The sequence below is a fragment of the Shewanella psychropiezotolerans genome, assembly GCF_007197555.1.
Taxonomy (GTDB): Bacteria; Pseudomonadota; Gammaproteobacteria; order Enterobacterales; family Shewanellaceae; genus Shewanella; species Shewanella psychropiezotolerans.
Genome location: NZ_CP041614.1, coordinates 2,201,242 through 2,220,069 on the forward strand (window position 1 = coordinate 2,201,242; position 18,828 = coordinate 2,220,069).

At 44.3% G+C, this 18,828-nt stretch carries 16 protein-coding genes; 12 read left to right on the top strand and 4 right to left on the bottom strand.

Annotated elements, in window-relative coordinates:
• Window positions 1-7 precede the first annotated feature (7 nt).
• From FM037_RS09840 to FM037_RS09875, 8 genes are all read left to right on the top strand, one after another.
• Window positions 8-745 (top strand): protein phosphatase CheZ, encoded by a 738-nt coding sequence (locus FM037_RS09840; protein WP_144045858.1) that lies wholly within the window; start codon window positions 8-10, stop codon window positions 743-745.
• A 15-nt stretch (window positions 746-760) separates the two neighbouring features.
• Window positions 761-2,917 (top strand): chemotaxis protein CheA, encoded by a 2,157-nt coding sequence (locus FM037_RS09845; RefSeq protein WP_144045859.1) that lies wholly within the window; start codon window positions 761-763, stop codon window positions 2,915-2,917.
• Between the two features lie 26 nt (window positions 2,918-2,943).
• Window positions 2,944-4,065 carry a protein-glutamate methylesterase/protein-glutamine glutaminase gene (locus FM037_RS09850; RefSeq protein WP_144045860.1) on the top strand — a complete coding sequence of 374 codons (1,122 nt, stop codon included), beginning with the start codon at window positions 2,944-2,946 and terminating at the stop codon, window positions 4,063-4,065.
• Complete coding sequence (locus tag FM037_RS09855; RefSeq protein WP_144045861.1) at window positions 4,058-4,699, top strand: hypothetical protein; 642 nt, start codon at window positions 4,058-4,060, stop codon at window positions 4,697-4,699. Before FM037_RS09850 ends, FM037_RS09855 begins: the two co-directional genes overlap by 8 nt.
• Window positions 4,700-4,732: 33 nt before the next feature.
• Window positions 4,733-5,524 carry a ParA family protein gene (locus tag FM037_RS09860; RefSeq protein ID WP_144045862.1) on the top strand — a complete coding sequence of 264 codons (792 nt, stop codon included), beginning with the start codon at window positions 4,733-4,735 and terminating at the stop codon, window positions 5,522-5,524.
• Window positions 5,508-6,497: a chemotaxis protein CheW gene (locus FM037_RS09865; RefSeq protein ID WP_144045863.1), complete on the top strand. Its 990-nt coding sequence runs from the start codon at window positions 5,508-5,510 to the stop codon at window positions 6,495-6,497. Before FM037_RS09860 ends, FM037_RS09865 begins: the two co-directional genes overlap by 17 nt.
• Window positions 6,498-6,504: 7 nt before the next feature.
• Complete coding sequence (locus tag FM037_RS09870) at window positions 6,505-6,996, top strand: chemotaxis protein CheW (protein ID WP_144045864.1); 492 nt, start codon at window positions 6,505-6,507, stop codon at window positions 6,994-6,996.
• A gap of 69 nt (window positions 6,997-7,065) precedes the next feature.
• Complete coding sequence (locus FM037_RS09875; protein WP_144045865.1) at window positions 7,066-7,470, top strand: DUF2802 domain-containing protein; 405 nt, start codon at window positions 7,066-7,068, stop codon at window positions 7,468-7,470.
• A gap of 292 nt (window positions 7,471-7,762) precedes the next feature.
• Here FM037_RS09875 and FM037_RS09880 read toward each other — a convergent pair whose 3' ends face one another.
• Window positions 7,763-8,107, bottom strand: a complete 345-nt coding sequence (locus FM037_RS09880; protein ID WP_144045866.1) for an EscU/YscU/HrcU family type III secretion system export apparatus switch protein — start codon at window positions 8,105-8,107, stop codon at window positions 7,763-7,765.
• A gap of 56 nt (window positions 8,108-8,163) precedes the next feature.
• The gene (locus tag FM037_RS09885; RefSeq protein ID WP_144045867.1) at window positions 8,164-10,314 is read right to left on the bottom strand and encodes a hypothetical protein; all 2,151 of its coding nucleotides are present in this window, start codon (window positions 10,312-10,314) and stop codon (window positions 8,164-8,166) included.
• Window positions 10,315-10,550: 236 nt separating this feature from the next.
• Between FM037_RS09885 and FM037_RS09890 the strand changes: the two genes are divergently transcribed.
• The 3 genes from FM037_RS09890 (at window position 10,551) to FM037_RS09900 (ending at window position 13,277) form a co-directional block, all read left to right on the top strand.
• Window positions 10,551-11,378: an MlaA family lipoprotein gene (locus tag FM037_RS09890; RefSeq protein ID WP_144045868.1), complete on the top strand. Its 828-nt coding sequence runs from the start codon at window positions 10,551-10,553 to the stop codon at window positions 11,376-11,378.
• Between the two features lie 66 nt (window positions 11,379-11,444).
• The gene (locus tag FM037_RS09895) at window positions 11,445-12,548 is read left to right on the top strand and encodes a response regulator (RefSeq protein ID WP_144045869.1); all 1,104 of its coding nucleotides are present in this window, start codon (window positions 11,445-11,447) and stop codon (window positions 12,546-12,548) included.
• Between the two features lie 381 nt (window positions 12,549-12,929).
• Window positions 12,930-13,277: a four helix bundle protein gene (locus FM037_RS09900; protein WP_144045870.1), complete on the top strand. Its 348-nt coding sequence runs from the start codon at window positions 12,930-12,932 to the stop codon at window positions 13,275-13,277.
• Window positions 13,278-13,646: 369 nt separating this feature from the next.
• Here the strand turns inward: FM037_RS09900 and FM037_RS09905 are convergent, their stop codons facing one another.
• Window positions 13,647-15,125 (bottom strand): peptide MFS transporter, encoded by a 1,479-nt coding sequence (locus FM037_RS09905; RefSeq protein WP_144045871.1) that lies wholly within the window; start codon window positions 15,123-15,125, stop codon window positions 13,647-13,649.
• 577 nt (window positions 15,126-15,702) lie between these two features.
• Entirely contained in the window at window positions 15,703-17,235 is a 1,533-nt protein-coding gene (locus FM037_RS09910; RefSeq protein ID WP_144045872.1) for an MBL fold metallo-hydrolase RNA specificity domain-containing protein, read from the bottom strand.
• A 579-nt stretch (window positions 17,236-17,814) separates the two neighbouring features.
• Here FM037_RS09910 and rfaH point away from each other — a divergent pair.
• On the top strand, window positions 17,815-18,357 hold the full coding sequence (rfaH, locus tag FM037_RS09915; RefSeq protein ID WP_144048912.1) for a transcription/translation regulatory transformer protein RfaH: 543 nt from the start codon (window positions 17,815-17,817) through the stop codon (window positions 18,355-18,357).
• Window positions 18,358-18,828: the final 471 nt, after the last annotated feature.

Below are 18,828 nucleotides of genomic sequence, written 5' to 3' on the forward strand. Positions count from 1 at the left end.
TTGTGATATGCAGGTGAATACTTCAGGGCTCATTTCGTTAGAGCAGGCAAATAAGCTTGTAGACTTGCTGACTCAAGGCGAGCAGTCGCTCGCTGACGATTTAATCAGAGATATTGCTGCGCCTATTCAAAAGGAACTGTTTGACGAGGTAGGAAGGCTCACGCGTCAGCTTCATAGCGCGATCGTCGATTTTCAGGTTGACGATCGACTGGTTGAGCTAACCAGTACAGAGATTCCGGATGCTAAAGAGCGGTTAAATTATGTCATAGATATGACTGAGCAAGCCGCGAATAAAACCATGGATGCCGTTGAAGAATGCCTGCCTTTAGCTAATGCACTCACGACCAATATCCAATCGGTTAAACCTGCTTGGGATCGTCTTATGAGACGTGAAATTGAGCTGAGCGAATTTAAAACCTTGTGTCACGACGTTCAACAATTTGTCGAGCGCAGTGAATTAGATTCGATCCGTTTGAAAGATCTGTTAAACCAAATCTTACTTGCCCAAGATTTTCAGGATTTAACCGGGCAGATGATAAAAAGGGTTATCGATCTCGTCCGTGAAGTAGAAAATAATTTAGTCTCGATGCTGACGGTATTCGGTGAACAACCCGTCAGTGAAAATCCGACAATCATCGACAGCAGTGTCGAGGCCGAAGGGCCAATCATGAACGCTGAACAACGTGACGATGTCGTCACAGGTCAAGATGAAGTTGATGATCTGCTGTCGAGTTTGGGTTTTTAATTAGGAGCCATATTAATGTCATTCGATGTTGATGAAGAGATACTGCAAGACTTTTTGATCGAAGCCGGTGAGATTTTAGAGCTTTTATCTGAACAGTTAGTCACGTTAGAAAATAACCCCGATGACTCGGAGTTGCTTAATGCAATTTTTCGAGGCTTTCACACTGTCAAAGGTGGAGCGGGATTTCTTAGCTTGTCTCCAATGGTCGATGTTTGCCATGAAGCTGAAAACACCTTCGATCTGCTGAGAACCGGCAAACGAGAAGTTTCTGCCGAATTGATGGATATTATTCTACAGGCGGTTGATGCCATCAACGCTATGTTTGTGCAGACGAAGGCTGGACAGCAGCAAGAGCCTGTAGATGCGACTTTGTTGGCTAATTTGAAATCACTGAGCTCAAGTACTCCACTTCCTACTGCCGCCGCGCCCAGTGACGCGTCAATTGAACTATTTGATGAGACGCCACTCGCGGATGATTCAGGTATAGAATTGTTTGATTCCGCTCCTCAGCAGACAACGAGTATTGCTGGCGAAGGTGGGATAGATGAAATCAATGATGATGAGTTTGAGGCGCTGCTCGATGCGTTACATGGTGGTAAAAGCCCATCTGCAACTAAGCAAGCTGAAGTTAGCGTGCCAGCACCGAGCCAATCCGATGACATTACAGATGATGAGTTCGAATCTTTACTCGATGAATTACATGGATCGGGTAAAATTGAGAAGAAAGCATCGAGCGCGAGTGTTGTTGATGCCACCCCAGCTGTAGATTCTGATGATATCTCTGATGACGAATTTGAAAAGCTACTCGATGAACTTCATGGCGCGGGTGGCGGACCCAATGTAGGAGGTGCGGCTCCAACACCAGCTGACAAAAAATCTATGCCAGTGGCTAAGCCAGCGGCTCCTGCAGCCAATCCTGTTGCTGCCAAAGCCGCACCCAAACCCGCTGTGCCAGAGAAAAAAGCGGTCGCTAAGTCAGCGCCAGCCAATATGCCTCAGGCTGAAACAACCGTACGTGTAGATACTGCCAGACTCGATCAGATCATGAATATGGTTGGCGAACTCGTATTGGTACGTAATCGTTTACTGAGCTTAGGTGTTTCCCGTGATGATGAAGAGATGTCAAAAGCGTTAGCTAACCTTGACTTGGTTACGGCGGATCTGCAGGGCGCGGTGATGAAGACCCGCATGCAGCCGATCAAGAAGGTCTTTGGTCGCTTCCCGCGCGTTGTGAGAGATCTTGCCCGTAGTTTGAACAAAGATATTACTCTCACCATGATAGGTGAAGACACAGATTTAGATAAGAATTTAGTCGAGGCTTTAGCCGATCCTCTGGTTCACTTAGTGAGAAACTCAGTGGACCATGGTATCGAGATGCCAGCTGAACGTGAGGCAAGTGGTAAATCCAGAACTGGTACGATAACACTCTCGGCGAGCCAAGAGGGCGACCATATCCTGCTTAAAATTGAGGATGATGGTGCCGGTATGGATCCTAAAATGCTCAAAGAAATCGCCATAACTCGCGGCGTACTCGATGAGGAAGGGGCTGCCAGGATGTCCGATCAAGAGGCTTATAACCTCATCTTCGCCCCTGGGTTCTCCACTAAAGTCGAGATTTCTGATATTTCCGGCCGTGGTGTCGGTATGGACGTAGTTAAAACCCGTATTGCTCAGCTGAACGGGACTATTCATATCGATTCTTTAAAAGGTAAAGGGACAGTATTAGAGATCAAGGTTCCCTTAACCTTAGCCATCATGCCGACCTTGATGGTAGAAGTCGCCACTCAAGTGTTCGCCTTACCACTGTCGAGTGTCAGTGAGATATTCCATCTCGATTTGACTAAGACCAATATCGTCGATGGCCAATTGACTGTGATTGTACGACAGAAGGCGGTGCCCCTCTTTTATCTAGAGCATTGGTTGAGTCGAGTGCCGTCTAATTTGAAGCACGGTGATAAGGCCAATGGTCATGTGGTTATCGTCCAGTTAGGCACCAAACAGATAGGTTTCGTTGTGGATTCATTAATTGGCCAAGAAGAAGTCGTTATCAAGCCTCTTGGTACCATGTTGCATGGTACTCCTGGTATGGCTGGGGCTACCATCACATCAGATGGTGGTATTGCATTGATCTTAGATGTACCTGGCTTACTTAAGCATTACGCAAAAAAATAAATAAAATAAGCAGTATAGGAATTTGAATGGGCATTAAAGTTCTCATAGTCGACGATTCTAGTTTTTTTCGTCGAAGAGTCAGTGAAATAGTGACTAAAGATCCTGATTTAGAGGTGATAGGTACCGCTGTGAACGGAGCAGATGCCGTTAAGTTAGCAGCAGAGCTTAAGCCACAAGTCATCACTATGGATATCGAGATGCCCGTCATGGATGGCATCACCGCAGTGCGTGAGATTATGGCCAAGACACCAACGCCAATCTTGATGTTTTCATCGTTGACCCATGATGGTGCGAAAGCGACACTCGATGCCCTAGAAGCCGGGGCATTAGACTTCTTGCCTAAACGTTTCGAAGATATTGCCACCAATAAAGACGATGCGATTTTATTGCTGCAGCAACGCATAAAAACCTTAGGTCGTCGGCGCATATACAGGCCGATAGCGCGGCCAAGTACACCGAGTTCTCCTAGCACAAAAGCTAAATTGACTAGCGGTTTATCTACATCTGTGCGTGGCGTCAAAGAGACAGCCACTAGCCCAAGGACTGCCAGTCTAGTGCGGGCCTCGGGTAAAAAATATAAACTGTTACTGATAGGTACCTCGACAGGGGGCCCAGTTGCTTTACAGAAAATCTTAACTAAATTACCTGCTAACTACCCTCACCCCATCTTGCTAATTCAGCATATGCCAGCGGCATTTACCCCGGCATTTGCCAGTAGGCTGAACGGATTATGCAAGATTGACGTCAAAGAAGCGCAATCGGGAGATCAGCTGAAACCTGGTACGGCTTATCTCGCGCCTGGCGGCATGCAGATGATGTTAGAAAGAGGTGGCGCTTATGGCAGGCTTAAAGTGCTCGCCGGCAGCGCCGATATGAATTATAAGCCGAGTGTCGATATTACTTTTGCTTCTGCATCAAAAATTGCCGGGCGAGATACCTTAGCCGTGGTGTTAACTGGCATGGGAGCCGATGGCAGAGAAGGTGCACGCATGCTCAAGAGCGCAGGTGCAACAATCTGGGCTCAAGATGAGGCTAGTTGTGTGGTTTATGGCATGCCACAAGCGGTTGCTGCGGCTGGGCTGTCGACATTGTCGATAGGCTTAGAGGATATGGCTGATTCGATAATTCGAGAGTCAGGTAATGGCTAAGTCGCAGAGGAAGCTAAGCACCTCCTCTTTGCTGATCATTTTTTTGCTTACACTCGCTGTATTTGTTTCAAGCTCTCTTTATCTTGATATTCGTCATAAGAATGAACTTTTACTGTTAGAAGTTGAGCGATTACAACAAAGCCAGGTGTTACTTATGGTACCCGATGAGCAAGCTCAAGCCCTTGCTACTTGGATGGCACAGCACCCGGAAGCGACTCAGGCATTACTGTCTCAGGTCAAGCAAGGTGAAAAGGTGACATTGGAAGTGGGTCCCGGCGTTAACAGCACTGAAGCTCAAGCGGACAGTCCTGTTGCCTCTCAACGAGTGTTAGCTGATGAGGACAATACTCAGTTTTCAGTACCCAAATCTTTGGAACAAGTGCCTTTGGCGCAGAGTCCTTCTGGACTAAGAGCCAAATCGAGTGATGGAACTCACAAGCAGCCACCCGAGCAAGTCGAACAAGCTATTAGTTTGATCGCGAATGATTTAAGCTTAGATGACTTCGGTGAGACGTTATCGAATGCTGCCGACACCTTGCCTAAGGGGGCGACACTTTCAGTCGATGAAGATGGCGTAAAGGTTATCAGCTTACCTCATGGCGGAATTAGAGTGACGACGCGAGAGAATAATTAGAATGTCGTTATCAGTAAATGTTAGGGGATTTTATTGAAAGTCTGGACAATCGCGAACCAAAAGGGTGGGGTCGGTAAAACGACTACGGTTGCCAGTCTGGCCGGTTCTCTCGCCAAACGTGGCCAACGTGTACTGATGATAGATACCGATCCTCATGCTTCACTGGGTTATTATCTGGGTATCGATTCTGAGGAAGTACCCGGCTCTCTCTATAATGTGTTTTTAGCCCACAAGGAGTTAAGTGCAGAGTTAGTAAAGCAACATATTATTTCCACAGCCGTAGATGGGATCGATCTTCTCCCATCGACCATGGCGCTAGCGACAATAGACCGCTCCCTCGGACATCAGGAAGGTATGGGGCTCATCTTAAAGAAAACCTTAGATTTGGTAAAAGATGATTATGACATCGCCTTGATCGATTGCCCGCCTGTATTAGGGGTGTTAATGGTCAATGCGCTCGCGGCAAGTGAGCATATTATTGTCCCGGTACAGACTGAGTTCCTTGCGATTAAGGGACTCGACCGCATGATAAAAACCATGATCTTGATGGGACGTTCTAAGAAGACCAAATACAGTTTTACCGTAGTTCCGACCATGTACGATAGGCGTACCAGAGCCTCTTCTTCAGCGCTTAAACATTTAGGAGAAGAGTATGGTGAACACTTATGGCCGGATGTTATTCCAATAGATACTAAATTTAGGGATGCCAGTTTGGCCCATCTTCCTGCTTCACATTATGCTGTCCATAGTCGTGGCGTAAAAGCATACGAAAGGTTACTAGACTATCTGCTTGTTGGGGCGTTATCTCATGTCAAGCTTAGTTGATGAAGCCGTATTCGATTACTTTAATATTTTGCTCACAGAAGTTGAAGAGCAAACTGAAGCTGAGCGTGATCAAGGAGCCGTTGCAAAACTGACCTCTAATGAAGCTAAAGCTAAGATCGCTTCAGTTGCTTCTAACCAAGGTAGAGTAAATAGCAGAGAAACAATCGTACTTGGTAAAGAGCGAATAAGTCATCTTCGTCAAGAAGAGATATTTCCTAGTAAAGCTAAGGTTGCCGAGCTCAGTCCTGCAGTTTCAATATTGACTCAACCTAAGCTGAAAGAGATTGAGCCTCAGCTAGATAAACAGGCCTTGGAGCAGTTACTGGCACCCGTCTTTAAGACTAAAGTTGAAGTACCTGCTGAAGTAAAAGTTAAAGTACAAATTGAAGCTAAAGCCAAAGTTAAAACACAGGTTGAAGCCAAAGCTAAAATTCAGCCTCAAATTATACAAGAAGTAGAGATTCAGCAGCTGGTTGCCGTGACTCCGCCAAAAGTCACAAAAGATCTGCTGGAAACCCTCGATGATGAGTTTCAGGTACTATTCTTTAAGGTAGCTGGATTAACTTTAGCCGTGCCCTTGGTTAGCTTAGGTGGGATTGTTAAGTTAGAGCGAGTTAATCACATCATGGGTCGACCCGATTGGTATAAAGGTGTGCAAGCTCACAGGGGATCACAGTTAAATGTCGTCGATACTTGTGCTTGGGTTATGCCGGAAAAGTATGATAGTGCATTAGCTGAAACCGTAAATTATCAATATGTTGTATTATTAGAAGATAGTAACTGGGGATTGACTTGTGAATCATTGGTCAATGCAGTAAAAATTAAGAAATCAGCGGTCAATTGGCGAAGTAATGCGGGTAAGCGTCCTTGGTTAGCTGGAGTGGTAAGAGAGCAGATGTGTGGCATTTTACATGTACATGCACTGATAGAGTTATTAAATTCAGGTTTAAGTAGTCAAGACCCTGTTGGTTGAGGTAGATATGTCAGACGCAAATAATGTAGCAGTAGCAGTAAATAAAGATGACGAAGTGTTGCAGTGGGTAACCTTTAGACTCGATAACGAGACATACGGTATCAATGTGATGCAGGTTCAGGAAGTGTTGAGATATACCGAGATTGCGCCTGTGCCAGGGGCTCCTCATTATGTACTTGGTATTATCAACCTTAGAGGTAATGTCGTCACAGTGATCGACACACGTTCACGTTTTGGATTGGCTTCGTCCGATGTTGATGATTCGACCCGAATCGTGATCATCGAAGCCGAGAAGCAAGTGATAGGTATTTTAGTAGACAGTGTGGCTGAAGTGGTTTATTTACGCGCTTCTGAAATTGATAGTGCTCCGAATGTCGGTACCGAAGAGAGTGCTAAATTTATCCAAGGTGTGAGTAACCGAGAAAATGAACTACTCATCTTGGTTGATCTTGACAAACTTTTATCAGATGAAGAATGGATGGAAGTGTCACAAGTTTAATGTCTATTGAATTCCCAATGTCTGGTTAGTAGGCATTGGGAATACCTACCCTATTTAAGAGTCTCATTCATGATCAGTGATGGAATTTTAATCGCAGCTTTAGTATACGTGATTGCTTGTCTTGGCCTTGTCTTGTATCAACAGAAGCAAACGAGTAAGTTGCGTGTGAAAGTTGAAGCCTTGACCTTGCTAATAAAAGAAAGTGATCGTCAGCGTGAAACCGTCAAACGTGAATTACAAGAGTTAAGAAGTGGCACAATAGGTGTTGGGCGTCGGATGTTGGAGCTTGAAAAGCGTACATCGAAGCAAGACGCCAGGCTTGATGAAGTGAATCAACAAGACCCTCAAGCAAGACTCTATTCGAGAGCGATGAAGATGGTTGATTTAGGCGCCAGCATAGATGAACTGATTCAAGAATGTGAGCTACCAAAGGCGGAAGCAGAGCTCATCATTCGGTTACATGGGAAAGGGTAGGGCTAAGAAGACGCTCCGATTGTCAGTTGTAGGACCGGCTTTAGCCGGGAGAGAATAAACCCACAAGCCATCGGGGCTAAAGCACCCTCCTACAGAGAAGGCGAGAATCTTTTCTAGCCAACTGGTTGGCGTCGTCTTTGTATTAATATAGTCTGTGCCTTTCCAGGCTCCGCCGTCATCTTAGATTTAAATATCATCTCAGCTTTACCAGGGCATAGCCCGTCAAACAGCTTGCGAAGCTGGCGTCGTCTTTGCTGTTAAATCATCTTTGTTTTAATCCCATCTTCGCTCGTCAAACCTCTTCCAGGATCTTCTGATGCATGTTGTTCCATTGCTCGGGAAATTTTCCATCCAAAGTATATGCAAAGGCGATTAATTCAGCGATTAACAGGTATAGCTGTTTTGGGATCTCTTCACCGAGTTCCAAGCGCTGTAAAAAATCGCTCAAGTGAGCATCTTTATGGATATGTACGCCGGCTTCTTTGGCTAGTGCGATTATCTCATCGGCGACAACTCCCTTTCCCGTGGCAGTGATCACAGGAGCTTGCTGGCCGTCATAACTTAAAGCTACGGCTTCTCGTTCGGTTTTGGCTTGAGCAGCACCGTCCTCTTTGGCTTCTTCTTTATCGTCATTCATTTTGCTTTCGGTTCCTATTTAACGATCTGTTTAATACCATTTTTTAAATGGGTTCATTAAGCTTTGATCTTAACTAAAAAATGTTCACCCGGTAGTAAGCTTGCGGGTACTTTCGTCAGCTTAGTTTCTATTCTATCTGGCGTGAAGCCAATATCTGATAGCTTATTCATTAACGGTGGTAATAGCGCATCTATCTTCTTTAAGAGTGTGTCGTTACTGCCATTGAAGGTCATATTTATTCTGTTATCTGTAACTTGAGCTTGTATTAACAGTGGCCCCTTGGTTAAGTTGAATTTAAGTTGAAGGCGCCAGCTATTCGCCTTAGGGTTATCGTCGTCATCTTTGTCTTCACTAAGGTGTCCTTCTAACGCTTCCTGATGTTGATTGAGTGAGTAGGGTAGGGTGAAATACCAATTTACTTGAGTACCTGTGTCATTACTCGCTTGCGAATAAAGACTCAAGTTTGAGAACAATTTACCCAGGGCCTCAGTTGCTCCGGCCTTGTCTAACAAATTCAGCAGTGAAGTACTTCCCCCGAGTTGAGCTTGCAGCTTTTGCAAATACTTTTGCGCCGGCCCACTGAGCTTGTCTGTATTGCCGCTGGCATGACTAGCCTTGACCCCTAGGAGTAACTGGAAAAGAAGACCGATGGAGTTGATATGAGTCAAGGGACTAGCAGAAATAGACAGAGGGTTGACTTGAGAGTGAAGACTCGCTATTGCTGAGAGCTCGTCTTTTATGGTACTGGGTAACGCTAAGGCATTCAGGGATAAGGGCCGCAGCTGCGGCAGTAGCTTGGTTAGGTTAGCTAAAAGGCTGTTTGCAGGCTTAGTTGTAGCTTCTACTACAGCCTGTTTACCGCTGAATTTTCCGTAGGCTTTTTGAATTGATACTTGCATCATATTTTGTTTACTAGGCTGTATAGTATCAGGCTCGGTCTTGGTTGTTTTAACACTGGAGGTTGAAGTCGTGCTGGTTAGGTCTATTGCTTTATGAGTCTCTTTACTCAGAACTTTATTTAGTTCTGTGCTCTGAACTTTACCTGCCTCTTTACTTAGTTGTTTGTTGGTTGTCTCGTCAGAGGCTTGTACCGATGGCTGCTTTTTACTGTTAGCAACCGCTAATGTCTGTGAGTGGTTACTCTTCAGCTCAGTCTGCAACTCTGGAGGTAAGGCTGATTTACCGGGCCCTTGTGAATTGTCCATAGAAGCTTGGCTTAACATTTTAAAGAGCTGGGTATAGATGTTGCCTATTTCAGGCTTGGCGAGCACTATCTGCTCCCCCTTAATGGGGGTAGTTGGATTCTTGGTCGTTTCAGGGGTTAATTTGATCTGTAGCTCATCTATCACGGGGCTTAGCGTCAGTAACCAATGTTTGTTCTGGTAATGAATGCTTGGGATGACACTTAACGGGTTTGGTTTGGCTTGATTAAACTGAGCGTTATTGGCGATCTCAGATACAGTCATATTTGAAATAGGCACGCTGGTACCGTTTGAAAAAATAAGCTTGTTATTACTTAATTGAGTCATAGGTAACGGATAGCCCTGAGCTCTGCTACTCAAGACTTTCATCTGCTGGATATCTAAGCCTTGTTGATTCAAACGCTGCTTTAGCGCTATCGGTAGTGCAATGCTAACGGACTTGCCCAGAGCGAGTAATATGTTCTTTATCTGATTCTGATAAAGCCCGTGTTGTGAGTTTGCCGTTAGCCTACTGTCGATAACCGAAGAGCCAGAAGTCGTCGCCGTATTTATAGTATCTCCAAGTCTACCTTTATCGCCGGTAACTGCAGATGGTAAGTCTAAAACTTGTTGACTGGCGACTAGCTGGTAACTCGTTGCGACAGCGGCCACTTGTCTATGTTTTATCGATGAAAATGAGACTAAATATCTGCTCCCATCTACAGAGAGATGATCAGTTTTTGGCGAAAATTGTATTGTGGCAGGTTTAAGAGCTAGACTTTGTATCTCTGCTGTAGTTGGCGTTAATTTTACATTTGCTTGACTCGTAGATGATATCCTTAGTGCCTCGCGGTTGAGTACATCTTGGGTCAGTGCATCTTGTTTTAGTACTTTTGGGTCTAGGACTTCTTGATTGTGAGCGCGAGGAAGCGATGAGCCCTGGGTTGTTTGAGCTTGCCGATTTTCAACTTGTGTTTTAGACAGCGTAGCCCCTGCTTTAGGTACTGAGCTTAATGGGTCAGACATCGAGAACTCCCAGAATTGATCATTAAAATTTACACTTTTTTTGAATTTAAGTTTGATCTATTTTTATTGCTAAGTATCCTTAGCGATCTTGTAACTAAAATCATACTCACAAGTCTAGTTATTAACAGGTGTAGAAAATTTTTACTGGCTACATCTGGTTATCGACATATTTCGATGTGTCTTTAGTTTTATGTCGAAGCTGAAAAGGATTCAGTTGCATTATCGAAGAGAGAAATATGAAGTTAAAATGGATAGCATCGGTCGTAGTGGCACTTGGTCTGAATCATGGAATTCATGGATTAGTGTTTGCTACAGAATCAGCCACCGAGCAAGGCAATAATTCCCAACCTGAAGTATTGGCTGTAAACCCGTCTAGCCAAGATCAAGTGGTTGTTCTTTATAATGATGACAGAGATCCACTTGAAGGATTTAACCGAGCCATGTGGGACTTCAACTATTTGTTTATGGATAGGTACTTTTATCGTCCAGTTGCCCATGGATATAAGGATTATGTACCAAGACCGGTAAAAACCGGCATCAATAACTTCGTAACGAACTTTGAAGAACCCAGTTCCATGGTTAACAATACCTTACAGGGTAAGTGGGGATGGGCTGCCAATGCCGGTGGCCGTTTTACGATCAATACTACATTAGGTCTGTTAGGTGTCATCGATGTGGCCGATATGATGGGTCTGCCACGTAAACAAGACGAGTTTAATGAAGTGCTTGGTTATTATGGGGTTCCTAACGGTCCGTATTTTATGGCACCTTTTCTCGGGCCTTATGTGACCCGTGAACTCGCCTCAGACTGGGTCGATGATCTATACTTTCCATTATCAGAGCTTACAATGTGGCAGTCACTCGTTAAATGGGGGCTGAAAAATCTGCATAGAAGAGCCGCTGCCATCGATCAAGAACGCTTAGTCGATAATGCATTGGATCCATATACTTTTGTCAAAGAAGCTTATTTTCAACATATGGATTATAAAGTGTATGATGGAGATGTTCCGGTAGATCAAGATGAAGATGATTTGCTCGATGAATATATGCAGGAGTTAGATTAAGAGAAGACTCAAAAACTACTAGTTTCTACTCGGTATAGTAGCCAGAGCCTTCTAAAAGGACCATAGATGGCGCTAGAAGAGTTAGTTATATTACTTGTCGAAGACGATCCTGTTTTTCGCCGAATCGTTGCCACCTTTCTCAACAGTCGTGGAGCTAAGGTCATTGAGGCGAATGATGGTGCACAGGGACTAGATAAATTTAAGCAGTATGCATTCGATATAGTGCTTGCCGATCTGAGCATGCCTATCATGGGAGGCCTAGACATGTTGAAGAAGATGTCTGAGCTCAAGCCAGATACCCCCTCTATAGTTATCTCCGGCAATCAAGTGATGGCCGATGTGGTCGAAGCATTGCGTCTGGGTGCCAGTGACTATCTGGTTAAGCCAGTATCGGATCTATTTCTGATCGAAAATGCCATAAAACAATGTTTAGAATCTAATGTGTCCAAAGAAGTACATTTAGAAGATTTAGAAGAGCTATCCTATCAAGAGCTTCAGGATAATTTGGTGCTGTTAGAGCAAAATGAACAAGCTGCCAAGAGCGTACAACAGCAGTTATTCCCTCCCTCTCAGATAAACTATTTAACCGCCAAGGTTGACTACAGCTTATATAAATCCGATGAGGTCAGCGCTTACTTCATTGATACCGTAAATGTCGGTGATAACCATCTTGTGATGTATATGGCCCATTTTCATCCTCAAGATAATCGGGCGGCATTTGCCAGTGTTCTGCTCAAGAGCTTCGTTAACCAAAAATTGAAGTTATATCGAAATGGTACGACCCAAGCGATTATCGAGCCATACAATATGCTGAGTTATCTTAACGAGCGTATGACTAAGTCTGGATTAGATATTTGTATCGACATTGTCTATGTTGTCATCGAGCTGACTCAATACAGGGCATCGATTGCTCAAGCCGGTAATGGTCTTCGCTGCTACATTCGAAATCAACAAGGATTAACCCCCTTAGCCCTTCCTGACTCCCTCCAGTTAGGCATTCTGGATTGGGGGCACCCTAGTGCCCAATTCAGAACTTTAATGCCTGGAGAGCGGCTCTGTATCGTTTCATGTAAACCGGAACACAAGAAGATGCTATTAGATAATCAATTCCACGGTCTGGCCTACGACACCGAAATTCCCACCGGCGGATATATGCAGGTGTCGTTCTAAACAAGATCCTAGGCGGACGCTACTTTGGTGGAGCTGAGATGATGCTGCGCTGGTGGGGCTGATATGATGCTTCGTTGGAAGATCAAGGGCAGCTTGTATTCGTTGTAGGAGCGGCTTTAGCCGCGAGAGAACAAACCAACAAAGCTTCGTGTTTAAAGATGCCTCCTACAGAAAAGCGTACGCTGCGCTTCGAACTGCTTGCGATGCAAGTGTTTTCTTCGGTTTTCTAGCCAACCTGTTGGCGTCGTCTTAGCTTCAATACCTTTAGTGCTTCTCTAGGCCGCGCTGTCATCTTTACTTTGTTGGCGTCATCTTCGCTTTACATTCCGTCTTTGCTTTAAAGCATCTATGCTTATTAAAAATAACTCAAGGATGAGATATATGCGATTTGAAAAGCTAGAGTTATGGAAGAAGGCATGTAATTTGTCTTGTTCTATCTACGAAATAACTCGACACTCAAACGATTATGGCTTTCGTGATCAGATCACACGGGCTGGACTATCTATACCTTCAAATATAGCTGAAGGTGTTGAGCGTCCCTCAGCGAAAGAACAAATTCGATTTTTGTATATCGCAAGAAGCTCAGCCGCTGAAGTTATTACACAGTTATTTATCGGAATGAAAATAGGTTATATCAATAATGAAATCGGGCATTGTTTGATAAAAGATATAAAAACTATTGTCACTATGATTACAGCACTCATTAAAAGTAAGCAAATGAAAGGTTAAGATGACTAGAGCTGAATTATGCTGCGATTGTCTGTTGTAGGAGCGGCATTAGCCGCGAGAGAACACTAAAGACCCTCCTACAGGAAATATGATGCAGTGCTGGTGGGGCTGGCCGGTAATTTCTCCCGGTATAACCGCCCTCCAGAAAAGAGTACGATGCGCTTCGAACAGCTTGCGAAGCAAGTGTCGTCTTCGGTTTTCTAGCCAACTTGTTGGTGTCGACTTCGCTTCAATATCGTCAGTGCTTCTCCAGGCTAGGCCGTCATCTTTGTTTTATCAGGCCATAGGCCGTCTATTATCATAAAACAAAAACGCCCGTTGATTTCTCAAAGGGCGTTTATATCAATTTTTTATCAGGTTAAAAGCGACTTAATGCTTTATCCCTTCATGGTCTGCAGTGACAGCCATCTCTTCTTCGAGTGCTTCTTCTTCAGTATGAACATGATCACCTTCGGCGCCGTGCATCCAACTTACTAGCTTGTCAGCCATAAAGTACAGCACTATGCCTGAAAGAGCTGACGTGATGGCGATACCAGCGAAGATGGCCATTGCATTAGCAAGTTGCTCTTCTTTTGGACCGCCATGTCCGATAAATGAACCCACGAAGCCACCAATCTTGTTTGCAGCAGCAACGAATAGGAACCATGCACCCATCATAAGAGATGCGATACGCAGTGGAGCAAGTTTAGTCACCATTGAAAGGCCGATAGGAGATAGACAAAGCTCACCCATGGTATGGAAGAAGTATGCACCGACTAACCACCACATGCTTGACTTACCGTCAGGATTTCCGCCCATTTCAAGTACTGCACCTATCATAAATAGGAAACCAATACCGAGCAGGACAAGACCTAGGGCAAATTTAACCGGAGAGTTTGGCTCGTTCTTACCTAAGCGGATCCAGATAGATGCAATGACAGGTGCGAAGATAACGATAAACATAGCGTTAAGAGACTGGAACCAAGTGGTTGGTACTTCCCAGCCACCGATCATACGGTCGGTAAAGTCGTTGGTGAATAAGTTCATCAAACCACCGGCTTGCTCGAAACCAGCCCAGAAGATGATAGTAAACAGACCCATGACCATGATCACCTTGATGCGATCGCGTTCAACACTCGTTAAAGGCACTTTCTCTACATCAGTCTTTCCTGCAGCTTTAGCTTTATCTCTTTCAAGTTTTGCGGCTGGGTATCTACCGATATCACCGAGTAGACGTTGTGCGAAGAAAAATTGAATGATCAAAGAGAAGACCATACCGATACCGGCACAGAGGAAGCCCATCTGGAAGTTGCCGTCATAGGCGCTGACTACCGAGCCTACGATGATACCCGAGAGGAATGCACCTACGTTGATACCCATGTAGAAGATGGTGAATGCGCCATCACGACGATGATCACCTTCTTCGTATAAATCACCTACCATGGTAGAGATGTTTGGCTTAAACAGGCCGTTACCTAGAATTAGCACACCAAGACCAAGATAAAAGGCTTGGATTTCCATTCCTGGTACCCAGGCGTGTGGCGTACCTAGAATGAATTGACCTGCAGCCATTAAAGCGCCACCAATCATGATTGAACGTCGTTGGCCAAGGTAGTTATCGGCTAACCAGCCACCAATGAGGGGAGTTAAATAAACTAAACCGGTGAAAGTACCGTAAAGAGAGATGGCATCGGCACTTGTCCATCCTAAACCATGACCACCTTGCGATTGTACACTATCTACCAAATACAGTACCAAAATGGCACGCATTGCGTAATAACTGAATCGTTCCCATAACTCTGTTGTAAACAACAGGAACAATCCCTTCGGATGCCCGAGCATCGTCCCTTGGGGTTTTGTTACGCTCATTAAGTCTTCCACCTTGCTTGTGATTGCCTGCGGGACAATTGTCACCACAGAAAAATTGTTATTGCTTTATTTTACAGTCTTGTAACTTAGTTTAGCGATATCTAGTTAAGCTTATGATAAATTGTAATTTAACAACCATTGTTAACAACAACTTAGCTACAGACTATTGTTATATTTTAATATTTGGTGTTATATATTCTACGAAACCCTACTTATATACCCTTTTCTTATTGCTAATGTCAATTTTGAAGGCTTGAATGCCGAGTATTTAGACAGGTTAGAGTGTAAAGGTGAGATGCTGGGCAGACATCACAATCTAGAAGGGGCTTCAAACATAAATTATCAATCCCTCCCGGCTAAAGCCGGTCCTACATAAAGATAACCGTCTACCTTGTAGGAGGAGTCTCAGCACAGAATCTTTCATCCGTCTCAGTTTGTCCAGCGTAGCGTCGTCTTCGTTTCAGTCACCATCTCAGCTTTCACTGGCCCCGCCATCCTCTTTGCTTTGCCAGCGCAGCGTCGTCTTAGCTTTCAATCACCGTCTTTGCTTAAACAGGCGCAGCCATCATCCCATCATCTATGTTTTATCCATCATCTCAGCCCTTCCTATCACTATCTCTGCTCTGGGAAGCAATTGCCGATACTTGGCGGCTAAAGCATGTTTGGCGTTGTCATCACCATGAACGATACGGATATGTCTGGGCTTATGGTGCATACGTTTCACGAAATTGACGAGATTATGCTGGTCTGCATGAGCTGAATAGCCACTTATGGTGTGTATTCCTGCCTTTATATCTATTTTGTCACCATTAATATAAACATAACCGCCTCGAGGGCCGTAAGTTTGTATTTCTCTACCAAGAGTGCCTTTAGCCTGATAGCCAACGAAAATGACATCTGCAGTAGATTTTGGCAGAAACTTTTCAAGGTAGTTCATTATCCGACCACCACTACACATGCCACTCGCTGCAATCACTATCGCTGGCTTATTTCGGTTAGCGAGATAATTAATTGTACTTAGATGTTCTTCATGGCTATCAACCGTATATAACTGCTCGAAATCAAGAGGGTGGCGATTTAAGTTGAGTTTCTTCTTGGCTTCATTGTCCCACAGGCGTTTAAACTGAATATATTGTTCAGTGAACTTGGCGGCGAGTGGCGAATCAACAATTATCTCCATCTGTGACCAGAGAGGATGGGTACGTTTTTGATGAATGATCTGCTCAAGTTCATAAAGCAGTTCCTGAGTGCGACCAATACTAAAAGCCGGGATGAGCACTACTCCATTGTCGGATACCGCTTTCTCAATCACTTGTTTTAAGCAATGGGTTCGTTTCTGACGACTCTCATGGTTTTTGTCACCATAGGTGGATTCAATGATCAGAGTGTCGGCGCGGTAAGGGCTCTTAGGGCTCGCAAGTAGTGGTGTATAGGTAGCGCCAAGATCACCTGAGAACACTACTCTATGTTTATTTACTCGGCTATCAACTGCAGCATTAATTGCAATGCTAGCTAGTTTATTGGCATTGTCTTCATCGCTAAGGGCGTTAATGTTCAGGTCACTGAGTTCTATCTCAATATAAGCGGAACCTAAGATGTGTCCGGCAGGCTTAAACTTAGCTTTAGCCGTATTAAAGCTTGAATAGATTTCATCTGATGAATTCAATGCTATAGGCTTAACTGGCAGAGGAAACCATAGGTTATATTCAATAGGAATAATCAGTTGCTGTAATTTATTAAGATAAAGCTTAATGAGGCGTTTATTCTTGGTAACACCCACTTTTAGCGCATCTGCAATCACTATGGGTAAAAGCGCAGCCGTTGCGGTAGTGGCATAAATAGGCTGATTAAACCCAGCAGCAAGGAGGTAGGGGATACGGCCGACATGGTCGATATGACAGTGAGTGACCAGCAAAGCAACTAGGTTATCAATGTCAAAATTGACCTCTAATGTATTAGCGTTCGCCTTACCAGCAGTTTCAGCGCCTTGAAACAGACCACAATCAATTAATACGGCAGACTCTGAATTGATATTCAGTTGATGACAAGAGCCTGTTACACCATCAACAGCGCCATGATGAATGATATCTACATTCTGAAAATTCGACATAATACCTTCCTTGTATTATCTGTAAGTAATCTAATGTATCCGAAAAAATATAGGAATTACAAACTAGAATCCATTCAAAACCTATTAGCAATAATCTAAATCAGCCCAAATATCCGCCTTTCCTAGTTTATCGCGGCTAAAGCCGCTCCTACTTTAAACGCGCTGCGACTATGGAACGCTTCGCTCACGGAACGGCCTTCGTCCTGACGGATAACAGCAGGCTACGCCGTCCTCTTTGTTTGATGTAGGAGGGGCTTCAGCCCCGAATCTTTTATTCCGTCTTAATTTTTATAAGTCACGGTGCGACTATGGAACGCTTCGCTTGAAGCTTTTACGGTAAACGAAGTGTTCCGTCATCCGTCTCCGCTTTTACAGCGCAGCGTCATCTTTGTTTGATGTAGGAGTGGCTTCAGCCACGAGTCTTTTCCCATATCAGCATCGCGTCTTCTTCGCTTTCCCCCATCTTAGCTTTCGATCTTTTTTCCCCTTTTACTCTAAAAACAATTCTGCTACCATTTTCTACCAGTGTAAGGATTTATGCACAGATACATTTGTGCTGTCAGATTAGAGTCAGAAAAAATGAAAGCTTGGTACCTCCTTTATTGTAAACCCCGCGGTGAAGCAAGAGCCGTACATAACCTCACTTTACAAGAGATAGAAACTTATCTACCGACAATCGGAGAGGAAAAAAAGGTTAAGGGTCAAGTAACAGTCAAACGTATACCTCTATTCCCTGGTTACCTATTCATTTATTTTGATCCGCAAATAACCAGTGTTGCCCGCATACATTCCACCCGCGGCGTTGGGCGTATCGTAGGTTGCAAAGAGTTAATGACCACGGTCGACGACAGTATTATTCACAGTATCAAGATGCGTGAGCATAAACTGCTGTCCGAGCTTCTTCCTGAGTACAAGGCTGAAGGGGCTGAATCTGACGGATTGCACGATTCCGATATTGAGTTTACACAAGGTGAAAAAATACGCTTCACCGAAGGTCCATTCGCAGAATTAGAAGGCATCTTCGAAGAGAAGAATGGCGACAAACGTTGTCATGTACTATTCGAAATAATGGGGCAGCAAAAACGAGTATCAGTCCCTAAAAAAAGCATTAAACCCATTTAATGTGATGTAGGAGGGGCTACAGCCCCGAATCTTTCCCATCATCTAATCTCTCATAGGCCCCGCCGTCCTCTTCGCCTCGTCTTTTTTTATGTGCCCAAAGCCTCCCGGCTAAAGCTGGTCCTACATCTAACCGGTATCGCATCATATTTTTGGAGGACGCGTCTTTAGCCCCGAATCTAGAATCCCGTCTCAGCTTTCACAGGCTACGCGGCCCTCTTTGTTTGATGTAGGAGGCCCGAATCTTTCCCATCGTCTTTGCTCTCCAGACCGCCTTAGGTTTACCAGCATCGCGTCATCACAGCTTTCCCTTACATCTCAGCTCCCTCTCTCTTTTCCCATTTTTCTTGTAAGAGATCTGCCATAGCTCTCTTTAAATATTGATAATTTATAGACTTAAATTAAACAAACCAAACTAAAGTGGCCTGATTTCATGTGAATTTACCCTTGTTATTTTGTTATCTGTTTCTTGGT